The organism is Candidatus Paracaedimonas acanthamoebae, assembly GCA_017307065.1.
Lineage (GTDB): Bacteria > Pseudomonadota > Alphaproteobacteria > Caedimonadales > Caedimonadaceae > Paracaedimonas > Paracaedimonas acanthamoebae_A.
In genome coordinates this window covers 1-16,549 of record JAFKGL010000033.1, presented here as the reverse complement: position 1 = coordinate 16,549, position 16,549 = coordinate 1, and the positions used below count along the sequence as shown (strand labels likewise).

Annotated in this window: 14 protein-coding genes; 8 read left to right on the top strand and 6 right to left on the bottom strand. The window is 33.2% G+C overall.

Translation table 11 applies throughout. From position 1 onward, the window contains the following. Positions 1–112: 112 nt before the first annotated feature. The 5 genes from J0H12_07220 (at position 113) to J0H12_07200 (ending at position 3,804) form a co-directional block, all read left to right on the top strand. Complete coding sequence (locus tag J0H12_07220; GenBank protein ID MBN9413690.1) at positions 113–751, top strand: IS3 family transposase; 639 nt, start codon at positions 113–115, stop codon at positions 749–751. Then, positions 733–936, top strand: a complete 204-nt coding sequence (locus tag J0H12_07215; protein ID MBN9413689.1) for a transposase — start codon at positions 733–735, stop codon at positions 934–936. Before J0H12_07220 ends, J0H12_07215 begins: the two co-directional genes overlap by 19 nt. Before the next feature lie 181 nt (positions 937–1,117). Further along, positions 1,118–2,290 carry a hypothetical protein gene (locus tag J0H12_07210; GenBank protein MBN9413688.1) on the top strand — a complete coding sequence of 391 codons (1,173 nt, stop codon included), beginning with the start codon at positions 1,118–1,120 and terminating at the stop codon, positions 2,288–2,290. Positions 2,291–2,376: 86 nt separating this feature from the next. Then, on the top strand, positions 2,377–3,411 hold the full coding sequence (locus J0H12_07205; GenBank protein ID MBN9413687.1) for a phytanoyl-CoA dioxygenase family protein: 1,035 nt from the start codon (positions 2,377–2,379) through the stop codon (positions 3,409–3,411). A 33-nt stretch (positions 3,412–3,444) separates the two neighbouring features. Further along, the gene (locus J0H12_07200; protein ID MBN9413686.1) at positions 3,445–3,804 is read left to right on the top strand and encodes a hypothetical protein; all 360 of its coding nucleotides are present in this window, start codon (positions 3,445–3,447) and stop codon (positions 3,802–3,804) included. 56 nt (positions 3,805–3,860) lie between these two features. Here the strand turns inward: J0H12_07200 and J0H12_07195 are convergent, their stop codons facing one another. After that, a complete protein-coding gene (locus J0H12_07195; protein ID MBN9413685.1) occupies positions 3,861–4,820 on the bottom strand; it encodes a hypothetical protein in 960 nt (319 codons plus the stop codon). Between the two features lie 191 nt (positions 4,821–5,011). Between J0H12_07195 and J0H12_07190 the strand changes: the two genes are divergently transcribed. Continuing rightward, the gene (locus J0H12_07190; protein MBN9413684.1) at positions 5,012–6,376 is read left to right on the top strand and encodes a hypothetical protein; all 1,365 of its coding nucleotides are present in this window, start codon (positions 5,012–5,014) and stop codon (positions 6,374–6,376) included. A 283-nt stretch (positions 6,377–6,659) separates the two neighbouring features. On the opposite strand, the gene J0H12_07185 is transcribed toward J0H12_07190, so the two are convergent. The 4 genes from J0H12_07185 to J0H12_07170 all read right to left on the bottom strand — a co-directional run bounded on the left by J0H12_07185 (position 6,660) and on the right by J0H12_07170 (position 10,365). Next, the gene (locus J0H12_07185; GenBank protein MBN9413683.1) at positions 6,660–7,811 is read right to left on the bottom strand and encodes a tyrosine-type recombinase/integrase; all 1,152 of its coding nucleotides are present in this window, start codon (positions 7,809–7,811) and stop codon (positions 6,660–6,662) included. Positions 7,812–8,072: 261 nt separating this feature from the next. After that, positions 8,073–8,906: a hypothetical protein gene (locus tag J0H12_07180; GenBank protein ID MBN9413682.1), complete on the bottom strand. Its 834-nt coding sequence runs from the start codon at positions 8,904–8,906 to the stop codon at positions 8,073–8,075. Between the two features lies 1 nt (position 8,907). Continuing rightward, positions 8,908–10,059: a hypothetical protein gene (locus J0H12_07175; GenBank protein MBN9413681.1), complete on the bottom strand. Its 1,152-nt coding sequence runs from the start codon at positions 10,057–10,059 to the stop codon at positions 8,908–8,910. 63 nt (positions 10,060–10,122) lie between these two features. Continuing rightward, positions 10,123–10,365, bottom strand: a complete 243-nt coding sequence (locus tag J0H12_07170; protein ID MBN9413680.1) for a hypothetical protein — start codon at positions 10,363–10,365, stop codon at positions 10,123–10,125. A gap of 230 nt (positions 10,366–10,595) precedes the next feature. On the opposite strand from J0H12_07170, the gene J0H12_07165 reads away from it, so the two are divergent. Next, positions 10,596–13,904, top strand: a complete 3,309-nt coding sequence (locus J0H12_07165) for a tetratricopeptide repeat protein (GenBank protein MBN9413679.1) — start codon at positions 10,596–10,598, stop codon at positions 13,902–13,904. A 116-nt stretch (positions 13,905–14,020) separates the two neighbouring features. After that, positions 14,021–14,161: a DUF924 family protein gene (locus J0H12_07160; GenBank protein MBN9413678.1), complete on the top strand. Its 141-nt coding sequence runs from the start codon at positions 14,021–14,023 to the stop codon at positions 14,159–14,161. Between the two features lie 275 nt (positions 14,162–14,436). Here the strand turns inward: J0H12_07160 and J0H12_07155 are convergent, their stop codons facing one another. After that, on the bottom strand, positions 14,437–15,840 hold the full coding sequence (locus J0H12_07155; protein ID MBN9413677.1) for a hypothetical protein: 1,404 nt from the start codon (positions 15,838–15,840) through the stop codon (positions 14,437–14,439). Between the last annotated feature and the right edge of the window lie 709 nt (positions 15,841–16,549).

Sequence of the window (16,549 nt, the reverse complement as noted above, 5' to 3'; positions counted from 1 at the left end):
CGTTTACTGGGACAAAAGACAGAAGAAGTCGAGATTTTGAAGGAAGCGATCAAGATCAGCTGCGAAAAAAACTGGTTTGGCGCAATCCCTTGCTTGCAGAAGGATGCTCTCAATGAGTCGCATTTGTAAAGCTCTTGAAGTCTCCAGGTCTAATCTTTATGAACGTCTAAGGAAGCCATCAGGTGCTCGAAAGAAAAGTGTTAGGATTCAAGATCAAAAATTGCTTCCCCTCATTCGTCAGATCACGGATGAACGTCCCACTTACGGTTATCGGCGAGTAACGGCATTTTTAAGAAAATCTTTGGATCAAGCCATTAATCCAAAGCGAGTCTATCGTGTTATGAAAGAACATAGTTTACTTTTACAAAAGCATGGGAAAAGACCTATTCGCGTTCATGATGGAAAGATCATTACTTTGAAGAGTAATTTGCGGTGGTGTTCGGATCATTTTAGCATTCAGTGTTGGAATGGAGATCAGGTCCATATTGTATTTGCTCTTGATTGTCATGATCGAGAAGTTCTTTCTTGGATGGCCTCTAATACAGGCATTGATGGCCAAATGATCAGAGACCTCATGATAGATTGTGTTGAATCTAGGTTTGGCTCCGTCAGCCATTTACCCCACAAGCTTCAATGGCTCAGTGATAATGGTCCTGCTTATGTTGCAAGATCAACCATTCACTTTGGAAGGTCTCTTGGCTTTGAGCTCCCTATAGCCCAGAGAGCAATTGGATGGCAGAAGCCTTTGTGAAAACCTCCAAGAGAGATTACGCGTATATCGCTGATTTAAGATCAGCTCAAAGAGTTCTTGAGCAGTTGCCAGAATGGTTTGAAGATTATAATAATAATGCATCCCATAAGGGATTAAAGATGCTCTCACCAAGGGAGTTTTTAAGGTCTTCCATGGAAGACCTTAAACAAGTAAGGTATAACTAAATGAGCTAACAAATCTGTCCGCTCTTAGCGGGTAGCACTACAACGCGTTAATAATAGATATTATTATTAATACTCCTCGCCTATTTCACAGTAACAAAAACTCTCACTTGACCAGGGTTATAAAAGAAATTTATATTTACAAATAGGGCTTGTAGAAGTTGAAAATCGATAATGGTTTATTATGGCTGGAAATCAAAAGAAATTTTTATTTTTTGTTTCTGATGGAGCAGGCTTGGGTCACCTTCATCGTATGGCGAAAATTGCTAAAGCTCTTCAAAAGAGTGCCTCTTGTTTAGTAGTTTCTGGCCATCGTGCAACTTCATGGATTGTTTCTGAAGACTGTGAGTACATTCACTTACCGAGCTTTGATAGTTTGCTGCCTAATAGAGCTCGACACTGGGGCCGAAAGCCGTTTATGGAATTTTCAACTCATGATGAGATTATAAACTTTCGTAAAAATCTTCTTAAACAAGTGATTGAAACTTATAGTCCCGATGGCATTTTTACAGATTACTTGCCTTTAGGTAAATTTGATGAAATGGCAGAAATCATTGAAAGTCACTCAGCTAAAAAATATTTTATTGTAAGAGGAATTTTGGATGATCCGAACAGTATTAGAGGTGAAATTTTGGGAGGAAAAGGCCAAAGATACTTAGAAGAATTTTATGATAAAATATTTGTAACTTGTGATAAAAAAATATGCGATGTTGTAAAAGAATACAAATTAAATACTATTCTGGAAAAAAAGCTAGAATACGTTGGATATGTAGCAGAATTAATTAACTTACATGACATAGAACAAACTCGATTAGAGCGAGGTATAACTTCAGAACAAAATTGGGTTGTATGCTCGGTTGGTGGCGGCAAAGCAGCAGAAGGTTTAGTTCAAGAATGTATTAATATTGCCCATGATTACCCTAACATACTATTTGATGTTATAGTGGGACCTCGTTCTAATTATGCCTGTGAATTCAAAACTGCCGAGTATAAGGATTATGGTAATTTACGATTACACAAAGAAAACCATTATCTTAAATATCTTCATGCCAGTGCTGACATTGTCATTTGTCATGGAGGTTATAATTCTTTGGTTGAATGTTTACAAGGCAAAGCAAAGATTATTTGTTACCCTACCCAAGATAAACCAAATAGCGAACAATATATACATTCTCATAGGCTTGCTGAGTTCTCTAATATAACAACAGTTACAAACTACCCTGATTTAAAAAATATATTCAAACAAGCAGTGAAAACATTAATTTTTAAAGGTGCTTTTAAAGAAGTTAGCAACCTAGATTTTCAGGGGGTTGAAAAAATTAGAAATATTGTCTATAAAGATTTAAATATTGGTTAACATTTCACTAATTTGAGTTAGTTGTTCAAAGTTATATTGCCAAATAAATAGATTCTATTTATTAACATGAAAACTGTAAGGTGAAAATGGACTCTCTTGATTTCTTCGAAAGAAATGGCTTTGTTAAAATAAAATCATTTTTGTCTGAAAAAGAAGCAAAAAATTTATATGACCAACTAAAATTATCAATAAAAAACTGTGCAAAAATATTAAACATAAGTGAGCCAAGCTATCTTTCTGTTATAGATGCATGGGGCAATTCTTCACATGTAATTAAACTTCTGAACGAAAATATTCTTGAGAAAAAGAAAGCAGCTCTTGAAAACCTATTATCAAAAAAGCTTGAATGCATTAAATTAGCCATCAGAGGTAAGTCAAGTTTTTTCCCCCATCAAACAGCAGCACATCAGGATTTACCATATTCTATTAAAGAGCCCTATGAATATACCGTTTGGTTAAGTCTGAATCAAGCAACAGAGGAATCTGGGGCACTTATGTTCCAACCCGGTAGTCATCGGGTAATGAATAGTCCAATAGACTTTTGGCATCCTGATTATGTAGATAGATATTTACATGATCCCCAACTAAAGCAGCGTTTACAGTCAGTCTGCACAGATCCAGGGGATCTTTTGATTTTTCATGCAAACATCATGCATGCAAGCTCTATTCACACGTCACCAAATGATAGATATGCGCTTATTAGCAGATGGAAATCTGAGGATTTTTCTCTTAAAGATATTCTATCTATGTATGATTATAAAAATTATTTATATAATTCTTTAACCGATGTACATGCTTTCGATTCCACTTATGATATTTTTCTATATATGTTAGAAGAAAAATTCAATAAAATAGCGGAAATTAATCAGAATAAAGAATTTCAATCGATGCCGAATGATAATTTTGAGGATATAATAAATAAATTATTCCTAGCAATAAAACTCGATCCTAATTTCCAACATAAAGATAAGGCTCTCAATATATTAGAGAAATTTATCATCTTGAAAAAGTCAGAAAAACTTAATTGCGGAAGAAATGCAGCCACATTTTTATATAAGACATTATGGCATGACTGTATACTACCTTTATTAGAGTACTTTAATATTAAATATATTATTTAAGTAATTATTTCATTTATAAATAATGGAGGATTTGTGCAAGAAATTAATAGAATACAAAATGAGATAGAAATAATTGATAATAAATCTACCCCTGAAGATTATAAAGGAGTTTTAAAACTTTATGAAAATTTTATCCAAGATTTATGTATAAAGTTAAGAAAAATTCTACTGAATAAACACAATTTATTTATAAGTAATCCCGTTTTTATAGTGAATTATTCTTATGCATTAGATATACTTTCTAATAAAAATATTTGGATTGAAGCATTAAGGCTCTACAATCAAGTGAAATATTTAATACCAATAAAAGACATTAATTACGATATGATTAAAAAAATGTCTCATATTTGTAATTCTCTCTTAGCAGATAGATTCTTTAACACTCAAGATTAGTTGAGAGAAAGATATTGAAGTTAAAAATACTTCATTTCCATTCTCATTTAGCAATATTAGTCTTTAATTTTAGTTAACAATTGATCAAGTGAATTTGCAACTGCATTAACTGGAATAGCTGATATTTCGTCGCTTCCAAAATCTTGAGAACGTATGAAACATCCTTTCTCAACTATAGGACAAACCTTTTCCGCATTTGTTTTCCCAAATAAAGAAACAAGAGGTATTTCAGCGGCTGACATCAAATGTCCTATGCCACAATCATTTGCAACAGCCGCATATAAACGTTCACCAATAGCAACAGTAAACAAATGAGAAGAAATAGCTTGCGAATCTTGTAAAGGGAACAAAGCTTCGGGGATTTCTCGTTTAATTTGTGATAACCAGCTGTGTTCTTGTGGACCTAAGATGAAAGCAGGGGTGTAACCTTTCTCAACAACAATTAAAGCAAGAGCAATAAAGTTATTTAAAGGCCAACATTTAAAAGGCATGCCAGCTCCTACGATCAATCCTATGTACTTTTTATTTACTGGTAGGATTTGAACAGCTCTTTCTCGATATTCAGATGGAAGTGGCAAACGTTTTTTAACAAGAGACAATGGTTGACCAGCAAGAGAAGTAAGAGCAATTAGCCGTTTTAAGTTATGTATTGGTATTGCCTGGTTATCATGAGGCTTGTATGAAGAAAAAATATACTTAGAAGAACTACTAATAATCTTGTGATGGCGAAGCAATTTTAAGCGCAAAGATTTTAGAAAATCGGTTTGGGTATCGATTATGAGATCGTATTTATATTTCCAAAGTTGATTAAATGATGTCTGCTCGTACACCTTATCCAAAAAGGCATCTGCTATCGATTTGAGAGTAGATGTATAGACAGATGATCCATCGCTATACCAACTGATGTGAGAATTCCGATAAGCTTGTCTTAGCGCTTTTATAAAATGAAGCTTTATAAAACCCTCATAAATATTTTCTCCCTCAGTAAAAACCAGAATTGTGTTTGAATGAGCCATATTTTCCCCTATTCTCTGAATCAAAAGTCAATTGTTAGAAATACGTATCATCCGAAAACTTTTGAATATTTAAGCAAATTGATCTTAGGAAAGCAATAAGCAGACTAAGCAATTAAAATTAGAAGCCTATTCTATTCATTGTAATTTTTGGAAGAAAATGCTAGAAAAGTAAAGAAGTTTTGAAAGAGACAATGGTTATGAAACAGGAAAGAATTTCTGATTTTTTAAGTAATCAAACTATAATTCCGATCTTGCCCAATAGATATTCTTATTTTTTATCAAAAAAGAGAAATTACAGCCATTGGTTTATGCTTACTCCAATCCTATTATCAAAGCAAGTTATTGATGTTAATGTATTAAAGCATGCTTTTAGCTATCTTTTACAATATCATGATTCTTTAAGAATTAATGTGCATTTCCTCAATAATGAATTGATACAAACCATAGAACCTTTTAAAAAGTCTTTTTATAGTACATGCAATTTATATCTCTATAAGAAAGATTGCGGCTTATCGTTTAAAAATTATGTTGAAGATAAAATACAATTAGAAAAACAGAATATTTCTTTTCCTGATAAGTTATTAAAATTCCTAGTTTTCCATAATGTTGATAATGAGATAACAGTCCTAGCTTTCTTATTTCATCATATATTAGCTGATGGTTACTCATTTAAAATATTGATGGAAGATCTTTTTGATATATATGAGCAGATTTTACAGAATAAAGCTGTAGCTTTATCTAACAAAAGAACATCCTATAAAAAATTTTGTGAGCATAGTATAAATTTTTTCAAGAAAAACCTTAAAGAGGAATCTGCCTATTGGAAAAAAATGCCTTGGTCAACAACACACAGATTATCTTTTGATTATCAAAATGATATATCCTCGAATATTGAGGGTAATACTGTGTCATCAATTTCTTCTATAAATTTAGATTCCATAGATAACTTTATGGATAATTTTAAAGGAGAGGGTTCTTACGGGCTAGTTAAAATATTGCTGATTGCTATAGCAAAGGCTTATAAGTGTCATTTTAACTCAAATACAATGCTCATAAATTACGTTTATAATGGACGGTTTTGCTCGGATGAATCGTTACATTTAGATCGAACTGTAGGTTGGTTTAGTGAAGGTGCGCCGATTTTTATTCCAACTAAAGATTCTCTAAAATCGCTTATAAATACTGTAGAAGCACAAATTGATAAGCTGTATTATAATAATTCAAGTTATGGTTATTTAAAATATATATTTCAAGAACTGAAGGATGACTTTTTTCCTCCTGAAATATCAATTAATTATACACCTCCATGGTTAGGGGAATCTAAATATAAAAATTTCATGGTCCCAACCTCGGAATTTAATTCCCATCTTTCTCCTCCCGCAAATACGCAGCGCGTATATTTACTAAATGCAAAAGCATATTTTTCTGAAAAAACCTTTATACTCTCATGGAATTATAGTCGTACTTTATTCGACAAATCAAAAATGGATAAGTTTAGCTCTAACTGTTTAGTAGAATTAAAAAATATCATGAATGAATTATACAAGTCATTTTAATTACTACACAAAATTTACCAAATTCCTTTTTAATAGAAGCCCAGTCAATTACCTCACTAAATTGGAACAAAGGATGCTTAGGTTTTAATTCTGAGATAAAAGATTTCTAAATAAATGACCTTGGTATTTATTGATTATGGATGGTTTTCTCATGAAAAATCTGTAACTTTCTTAGGTTTTTTTTACAGATTACTTGCAAATTTTACTCTAAAATATCCCTCTATACTATAGTTACTTCCTTGCTTTTCCCCATATTTCAGGATGGACTAGCTAGCTGATAAATTCATTTGGTGTTCTCTAGGATATGCGCACTAATCTTTTCGCTCGCCTCAATAAGGGGTTGACCAATCAGGTGAGCATATCGAGCTGTTGTTTGTGTCTGTTTGTGTCCCAGCAATGCTCCTATGATTGGAAGTGATAATCCTTTGCTAGCAGCAACAGAGGCAAAGGTGTGCCTTAAATCATGGATGCGAACATCATTCAAACCAACTTTTGCCCGAATCCGTCGCCAAGGCTTTTGTAAGTTAACAAGGTGAGATCCTACCTTCTCTCCACAAATAACATAAGTGTTTCTTTCATGCCGAGGGATAAGCTGAAGAAGATCAACTGCTACTTTGGAGAGATATATTAATTTCTTTCCTGTTTTACTGTCACTAAGGCGAAGACATTGATTGGCAAAGTCTACTTCTTCCCACCTGAGCGTGAGAATTTCATTTAAGCGACACCCCGTAATCAACAGCAGACGAATTGCATAAATTGCCCAAGGGTTTGTAGAGTTCTTCTCTTCCTCTTCAAGAGCTATCATCAATCTTGTCATCTCTTCCTGACTTAAAAATCTTTCCCTTTTTTGTTCAGGATATTTTTTAATGTGAAGGCAAGGATTGGAATGATTGGGACGGTATCCCCAAAGCTCTGCTAGATTTAAAGCCTTCGATAAAAGGCTTAGTACCCGATTCGCTGTAATAGGAAGATGCTGGAGTGAGTGATGAAGCTTAGCTATATCGTTTCTGGTTAAAGAAGAGACTTTTAAGCCTCCTAAACTTGGTAAGATATGCTGTTGCCATAATCGTTGATCTTCTTTACGGCTTGCTGGTTTCTTTCGAGGAGCATGCTCTTTCATATACTGATCTGCAAGCTCTTTAAGGTTAGGCATAGCTCTCAATTCTTGCTTTTCTGCAGAAGGATCCTTCCCTTGACTGACTTCCAGAAGCCACTTTTGGGCAATGCTTCTTGCTTGTTCACATGTCATAATTCCATGATCGCCAATTTTGGGCCTTCGTTGTCTGCGATCCTGCGTGCGATAATAAAGAAAATAACCCCTATTCCCTTTAGGCGTTACCTTGCACATGAAACCGTTAACTTCAGAATCCCACAAAATTAAATCCTTATCCTGTGGCAAGGTTGACTCTATTAATTTTTTTGTAAGCTTAGGCATGATATCTCTCTTACTTTAAGTAGCATATAGGTAGCAAGAAAGGGAGAAAATGGCAATAGTCAGAAAATCCATATAGAACAAAAATCATTATTATATAAAGGAAAAATAATTTTTCTAGATGATAAAATATCAATAAAAACTAATGGATCCAAGATTTGTAATCAGTAGGTCGTTGGTTCGAATCCGACATCCGGCACCACCTCCAAAATTGAATGATTGCCCCCTATCTGCATATAGATGGGAGCAAACAAACAAAATATCCTAACTCATATCATATGATGCTAATAAATCTTCTGCAGAAGGTGGGTCTATAACTTCAATACCATTCCTATTAGAAAGGCTTCTAGATTCATATTCTACAATTCTCGAGATTAAATATCGATGATCTATTATGAGATCTGTCAACTTAGGTGGTAGAAATTTAATTCCCGCCCTCTCTAATAACTTTTCGGCATAACGTGTACAATTATAAGTCTTATCTTTATCTGTTATTCCCCATCCTTTAAGAGAAAAAAATGTACCTCTCGATTTATCGGATCCAATAGATAACAAAGCATTATTAGCGTCTACAGCACTTACAATAAAGCTTTTATGTTTTGTATAAGTTCCGTCTAAAATTGTTACTTCTTCACTACTTGTATACTTGATCCCTTTACTATCCACATTTTTTTTAATTTTTATTTGTTTGGCTCGAAAAAATTTCTGTATTACTTCTTTAGTTGATTCTTCATAAACTATTCCTTTCCCACCACCAGAAACAGCTCCACACACCGTATCAGGCTCATAATATCCACCAACCCCACCAAAATGCACCCCCTGCACACAAATTATATTTTCGCTATTCTTGTTTGTTTCTGGAGTTTCAAAAACAAGGTAAGCGTGCTTAATACCTCCTCCAATTTCTTTAAATCCTATTGTAATTGCTGCTTTACCTGAATGTAAATCTTCTAATGTTGCGCCACTTATAAGAGATTTACTTTTTGCCAACTCTAAATCTCCATCACATACATCGAAATCCACATCAGAGGAATAACTTAAATGACTCCCCAATAACGATCCTATAACAAATAATGCATATCTTCTCATTTTGAACATTTTACTCTCCTTTTTTTGAATTACTTGAATCTATAAACAAACTATATAATTTAGAAATAAATGACCCCACTTCACCTTCAGCAGGTTTTTGGATTGAAGAGAGGGAAGCGTTTCGCGATATTTCGATTAATGAATCTACGGTCAAATCTGATTTAAAGGGCTTTAGATCAAGTCCTGATATATAACAATATTCTTGTAGAATATATGCAGCAAAACTTGCCGAGGTATAATGACTTTCTGGAAGTTTAAGTTTCCAATAATCTTCTTTCGACTCAAAAACGAAAGATAAAAATTTACCTTGCATACGCTTGATAGAAGAAAGGGCTTTATCTATATAAAAAGTATCTAATTGCCAACTATTTCCACCCTGATTTTGATTATTCAAAAATAGTTGCTGCTGCTCTTCAGTAAATGAAAAAATCCTTCCTTTACTTTTTTTATATGCAGAGGAAAAAAATGGGTTTACTTCCTCTGAATTGTTTATATTCTGAGCACGAAAAGTATAAGCATAGGAGTCTAAAGCATCCCCCACAGGATTGATTTTTTCGAAAATAAGAACTGCTAAAGGTATTCCATTCCATTGCCATTCCCGAAGTGAAACAACAGATATATCTTTATTAATCTCGATATCACTATAGCTACTTCTTAATTTTTCAACAGATAAAGGTAGTTCACTTTCTTCTGTTTTTACTTGAACAATACTATCTTCGATTTCTATACTTTCTAGTCGCCTACGTGAGGATGACGATTTATTGTTCCTTGCTAATTGAAAAGGAAAGACTCTTAAGTCTAACTTCAGAAAATAAAATATCATTTGTTTGTTGATGGGCATTGAAAAGAAACAAGACTGCTCATTTCTATTTTCTAAAAAAAATTCTAATCTTGGAAAATCACCTATGCTTAATACAAGCCTTCCTCTTAAGGCATTGTTTTCATAAACTATATTCCTTTCTTTTATTTCCCTTAATTTCCTATCTGTATTAGTCTTATGGACTGATAAAAATTCTGGTTGAACTTCGAAATCTATTATTATCCCTCTTTTTGATAGATTATATGCTGTAGAGGCTTCTTCTTTAATTAACTCAGAACTAGCCAATAAGCCTGAAGGTATTAGATACGTACCTACAATTAATATATAAAATAATCTGATCATTTTATTTTCCCCTAAGAAATTAAAGTGGATATTTTCTCCTAAGAAAATATCCACTTTTCATCATTATTTAGCGTCAGATGGTGATTGGAATTTTGAAATAAAGTCAGCAATTTTAATAACTAACTCTAATCCTGGCCCCATAGTTTTAATGCATTTATCAGCAGCGTCTAAGGTTGCTGTTGAAACATTTCGGATGCAAGTCGCTGTCTTGACTGAATATTCTTGTTCTTCTCTTACACTTTCGGAAGCATGAGCAGACAAGAACGATAATAAAACAGTAAAACTTAAATATAATTTTTTTCTCATATAATTTTCTCCTAATTTTAAGTGATTAAGATTCATGAAAATTTTCTTCACTTGAAGATCACAAAAATTCATGAAACTTGCTGAAGCTTAAGTAAAAAAGTAGCTTCACGACCATCAGGTTTTATCCCCCAAAACGAGGTTTTAGGTGATAACCCCCTAATCTTGTGAAATGAGAAAAGTTACTCTATAGTGCTGTCATTGATCGAAATATTGAAATTAAAATATTATGCATGCTTGATAAAATCACTATTCATTCTGGCAATTTTGAAAAACCAAACTTCAAAGTAATTAACGGGATTAAATTTTCAGCGCGCGAAATTGATGTTATTGCGTGCCTTCTGCAAGGGCGTCCCCTAAAAACCATCGCTTCTCTTCTTACAATTTCATTAAAAACCGCAGAAAATCACTCCCGGAATATTATGCAGAAAATAGGATGCAATTCGCGAGATGGGATTATTAATCATATAGAAAATTCGGGGACTTTTAACAAATTCAGGCAACACTATGAATGTCTCTCTCTTGAAGCTCAGTTTAAGAAATCTTTAGCTCACATTCAATCAGAGTTAAAAAGTAAGGAATCAAATTGCACGATTTTACTTGGAGATAAAATCCCACTTTTTTTTAAAGAAACTCTAAAAAAACACCTTGAATTCTTGGGGTTCAAACTCACTTTTAATAAAGAACCTTTACGCTACCTATCTTCTCAACTTTCAAAAAAGTTTTCATCTCCTCAAGTTATTCTTTTATTTCCAGAAGAAATACTTAAATTAAAAAATACGCCTCTTTATAAAGAACTGAGGCAACAAAAATCGTTCATTATAGTAGAGATTCAAGAAGAGTTTACTCACTCAGAAAGTAACCTTGAGACAACCTATTATTTAGCTTTTCTTAAATTATTAGCGAGGCTCTCTCCAGAAATAGACGTAGAATCTTATAAAGAAACTCTTAAAAAGAAATTTTACTCTTTAGATTTTTCTCATGCCACACCCATTTATTCCAAAGAAAATATTAAACTAGAAAATGAGCTCCCCTATTCAAAGTTAACTTATTATTTTTTTATTTCTTTGATAGCTTTGTTATTCTTGGGAATAACAGGATATAAATTTTACGATAAAAAACCAGAATTAGACGAGACTATTCATTCTGAACTTACCTTGCCCGCAAAAAACGTATTTCTAGAACGCCCAGATTTAATAAAAAGAATCCATGAAAATTTAAAAGAAGTTCAAGGTATTACCACTATAGCTCTTGTAGGCAGTGGTGGTGCAGGAAAAACGATATTAGCCCGCTCCTATGCCAATACTTATCTTCACTCTGTGACGTGGGAGATAAATGCTGAAACTCACGTAAGTCTTCTTACCTCTTTTGAGAATCTTGCCTTAGCGCTGTGTACCACAGAAAATGAGAAAAAAATTATAAAAAATCTCCGAGAGATTAAGGATGTTCAAGAAAGAGAAAAAACGCTCTCATCATTTATTAAACGACATTTAAAAGAACATCCTAACTGGCTCTTGATTTTTGATAATGTTGAAGAGTTTCCTGATATTCAAGCCTATTTTCCGCATGACTCTCATGTATGGGGACCAGGAAAAATTATTCTCACTTCGAGAGATGAAAACATTCAAAATCATACCTCAATAAATCATACAATATACATTGATGAATTATCGGCTATAGAAAAAGAACAACTCTTTTCTCAAATTATGGAAATAAACTTTAAGGGTAAACAAAAAGAACAAGTAAATTCTTTTTTAATTCATATCCCTCCTTTTCCCTTAGATATCTCTGTGACGGCTTATTACCTGAAAGCAACAAACATTACATATGAACAATATTTAGAGAATTTAAATCAGCATAATCAAGAATTTATGAATCTACAAAAAGATATTCTGAAGAATGCAAATGAATACACTAAAACTCGTTATGAGATTATAAGTATGTCTATCCAAAAACTCATCGAAACAAACAAGGATTTTTCTGATCTTTTATTATTAATTAGTCTCATGGATTCTCAAAATATTCCGAGAGAACTTTTAGATAATTACAAAAATAAAGCAACAATAGATAAATTCATCTATCACCTTAAAAAGTATTCTCTCCTCCTCAATACAGAAATAGCAAATACCTTTTCTCTTCACAGAAGCACGCAAGAAATTATGCTTCATTGCCTTAAAACAAGCTTAAAACTTGGTCCCAACAATCAAATTTTAGAAGCCATTTTATCGAATTTTGAGAGATTCTTGAGTGAGGCTACTGAGCATGAAAATTACGAAAAGATGAAAATACTTATTAGCCATGCTGAATCTTTATTAAAACATGCCTCTCTTTTTAATAAACTAGGTGTTGCTAAATTGAGGGGCACTTTAGGATATCTATATTATTTATTAGCCGATTTTGAATATGCACGAACTTTGCTTGAGAAAAATTTCAATTTTTTGAGTAAATATAAAGAATATCAAAATAGCAATATACTAGCTCGAACTTCAACATATCTGGGTATTTTTCATTGGGGATTTGGTCATTTTAAAGAAAGCTTGTTTCTTCTAGAAGGAAGTGAAAAATCTTATCTGAAAAATCATGTGTATGATTATTGGGGACTTGCTAGGAACCTACTTTATCTAGGAATGGTCTACTGGGATATACATCAAAGAGAAAAAGCAAGGATATTTTTTGAAAAAGCACTTAATATTTATAATCGTTATTTACCAAATCATTATTTAGATAAAGCATTTACTTTATCTTATTTAGGAACAACGTATATAAGTACCGATTTAAAAAAAACTAAAGAATATCTAGATAAAAGTATTGATTTACTGAAAAAGAATTTTAAAGAAAATCACGTAAAGTATGCCTGGGTTTTATCTGATTTAGGGATATACTATTCTACCATCGGGGAGTATCAAAAAGCCGTAGATTTAGATAAACAAGTATTAAAAATTTACAAAGAACATTATCCTGAAAACAGCACTAATGTAGCGTGGGCATTACGTAATTTAGGAAGTCACTACTGTTATTTAGGGGAATTTAAAAAATCTAAAGACATGCTTAAAAAAAGTTTTATGATTTTTAAAAACTCAATGGGGGAAAATAATGTAAAAACGAAGTATATCCTTCATCTATTAGGTATTGTTCATTTAAAAATGGGCGACACAAAAAAAGCAAAAAAAATATTTGAGGATTGTTATTTATATTATAAAAAAGAAAATGGAAATAATAATTTACATGCAGTACATGCCCTAAAAAATTTAGGTAGAAGTTACATTATAGAAGGTGATTTTCAGAAAGCTGAATTCCACTTAAAAAAAGCTCTAGAATTATATAAAAACAATCATTCTTTTTATTCTGAAGATGTTTTTGAAGCTCTATACGAACTTTATTCGCAAAAATCAAAATCAAGCAAGGGAAAACAAAAAGTAGTTTATAAACAACAAGCAATAGAATATCTCAAACAAGCCTTAAAAATCTTAAAAGATAATTATCCCAAAACATCTCCTCATCTCACAAGAATTCAAGAAAAACTCACCGAAGTGGATTCGTAATGAGTCTCATTTTTAAATATATTGTAAATCTTAACCCTTTCCTAAAATTTTTTATGACATATCATCATTCTCATATAGATTTATGAAATTCACCCATCAAGATCACAGGATAAAACTTGCAAAATACGTCCGCACAACTCCTTCATTTTTGGTTTCATGACTTAACGCCTAACCAATGGTGGAAAAAAGACCCTGCTCTAGATCAACTAATTCGTAAAAAATATCATCATCTGCATCAGCAAGCCATAAAGAGTTAGTTTTAGCCACTTCTTTCGTGGTAGGGATATTGCTCCCCCTTTTTTCTAAACTTCGAAAAGACCCTTCCTCAAAGGTGATCTAGTCTCTTTGGCACGAAGATAAAAAGGATCAATATTTTTAGAGACTCAAAAGTTAAAGTTGTGCCTGATAAACCCCCAGATGCAACTCTATTTCTTCTTCTCTCGTAATGTATGAAAAAATCCGAGAACAGAACTTAAGAAATCTCCAGCCATTCTGGCTGGAGTTCCGATAACAAATCTTCTCAAGGTAAATCCTAGAAATATTTATCAAAAGGATGATTACTTTTCGGTTTTGTCACATCGCCTTTATTCAAGATGTCGACCAAAGTTTGCTCTGATTTTTTCCCAACACCATTTATATATAAGCGCTCAAGAGAAGTTAGTGACGTACGAACATTATTAAAGGTCTCTAGCAGCTTCTCGCCTGATTTCAAATAATATTTAAAGTCCAACTCTGTTAAACCCGGGAGCTTAAAAAGCCCCTCAACTTTTGGGCGATCAAACTGCATTCCTCCCAGAGATAAAGCCGTTAAAGTTGTGTTTTCTCCATTAAGCAGAGGTTGAACGTCAGTAACACTTCCGCCCACTCTTAAAACCTGTAAAGTTGTATTCGTTGCTATTGATGACATCAAGGGTTGAACGTCTTGATTATTGAGTGTCGTTTCTGGCAAACTCAAACAAGTAAGGCTCTTAAAATAAGGACTCTTAACAACAATTTCCAACCCTTCACCCTTCAACGCAGGCGTATCTAAAACCAATGTATGAAGCGTGTTATCTGCAAAAGCTGAATCCATATAAAACAAAGCTTGGGGCGTTAACATCCTCCCACTGCTTAAATTTAAACCTGTTATCTGGGGGTATTTTTGTTTCTCAAACAAAGTTTGAAAGTGTGACTCAGTAAGAGTATCACAGGACAATTCCAAGAAAAGAGGAGATGTTCTCGCTTTTAGTCCTTCAGCCAATTTTCTAATATTGTCCGTCTCATTGCCCCTTATATTTACATGCAATCTCTTTAAAGAAGGTAGTTGCACAATATCTTGAATCTTCACGTCTAATTCGCTAACGCATAATGTAAGATTTTCGAGGCCAGCAAGAGAGGTAGGTTCAATGTTGGCTGCTATTCTTTCAGGTATATTTAATCGTTTGAGAGCCTTTAATTTGCTCAAGAGGTTAGTAAATCGAGAAGCTATAAGATCGTCTTTACCTGTACAAAAAGTAATCCAAAGATGTTGAAGAGAAGTATTGACTGGCAATGACGTTACGTCATTGTCTTTTAGGACCTCTAGGCTAAAAACGATAATACTGGCAATATCGTGACTCAACAAAGGCTCAAGCAATCCATCAGAGGCCGACAAATGACCAGAGTGATTATCCAAATCAGGCAGAATCTTGACTTCTTGAATCTGAGAAAACTCTTTGAATACAGATGGTAACGCAGGAATAAGGGTATCTTCGATAAGAAACGGATCTAAAAGCTCTAATTTATTTTCGGGAAAGATGTTTCCTATGTTTCTATTGGTCTGATCGTATATCATAATCTTAGTTTCTGGAGTTCTTTGAAACCGAAACCCATTGATCACCTTATCCTCAGTATCTGAGGCATGCACACTTGTTATAGAAATCGCAAGAAGAAGTGAAAATATAATACGACGCAACATAATTAAAACTCCTTACATTAAAATATTTAGCAAAAGTTTTTAGTCTTTAACCTTTACTATTTAGATATGGTAAGCTTGGAAGTAGATTTCAATACTTGATATTTAAAAAATTATTTAAGTATCCATGTGAGGACTTTTAAGAATTATTTTAATAGTCTCATTATTATCCTTCCCTTCAGCTTGTTTCAAGAAGAGATAGAAATAATTTTAAGGATACTTGTGCCTTTTTAAGATGCTTTTTTTCTTGATTTCAAAAATTTCTCAAAATGATGAAGTCGATAATACTTATATTCAGAAACATCTACGACAGTGTTATATTGATAACAATCTTTACCTTAGACTTGAGTTTTTTCCAAATAACAGACACAAGAATTGCTAACTTTGTATCATCTGCTAACTTGAGGAGAGACGCGCCCTCTGCGCTTTAAGATAGCAAGAACAGGAATGTTGCCTGGTTGCCAGTTGCCTCACAAGGCCCGTATGGTCATTTATTCACGCTGTCAAACATCCAATTTAGTCTAGTCTCTCTCTTCCCCGGTACCAAGGGAATTTGAGAACTTGTCCTCATCAAAATCATTGAAGATTTTAAGAGGGAAGTGTACATTCCTTCATGTACGGTTTCGTCAGTCACTAAGTCATTTTTTTATTTTTCTCTCTTTCTTTCATACGATGTTGATCCTTGGTTTAAGACGCAGAAAGTCATTCGCTT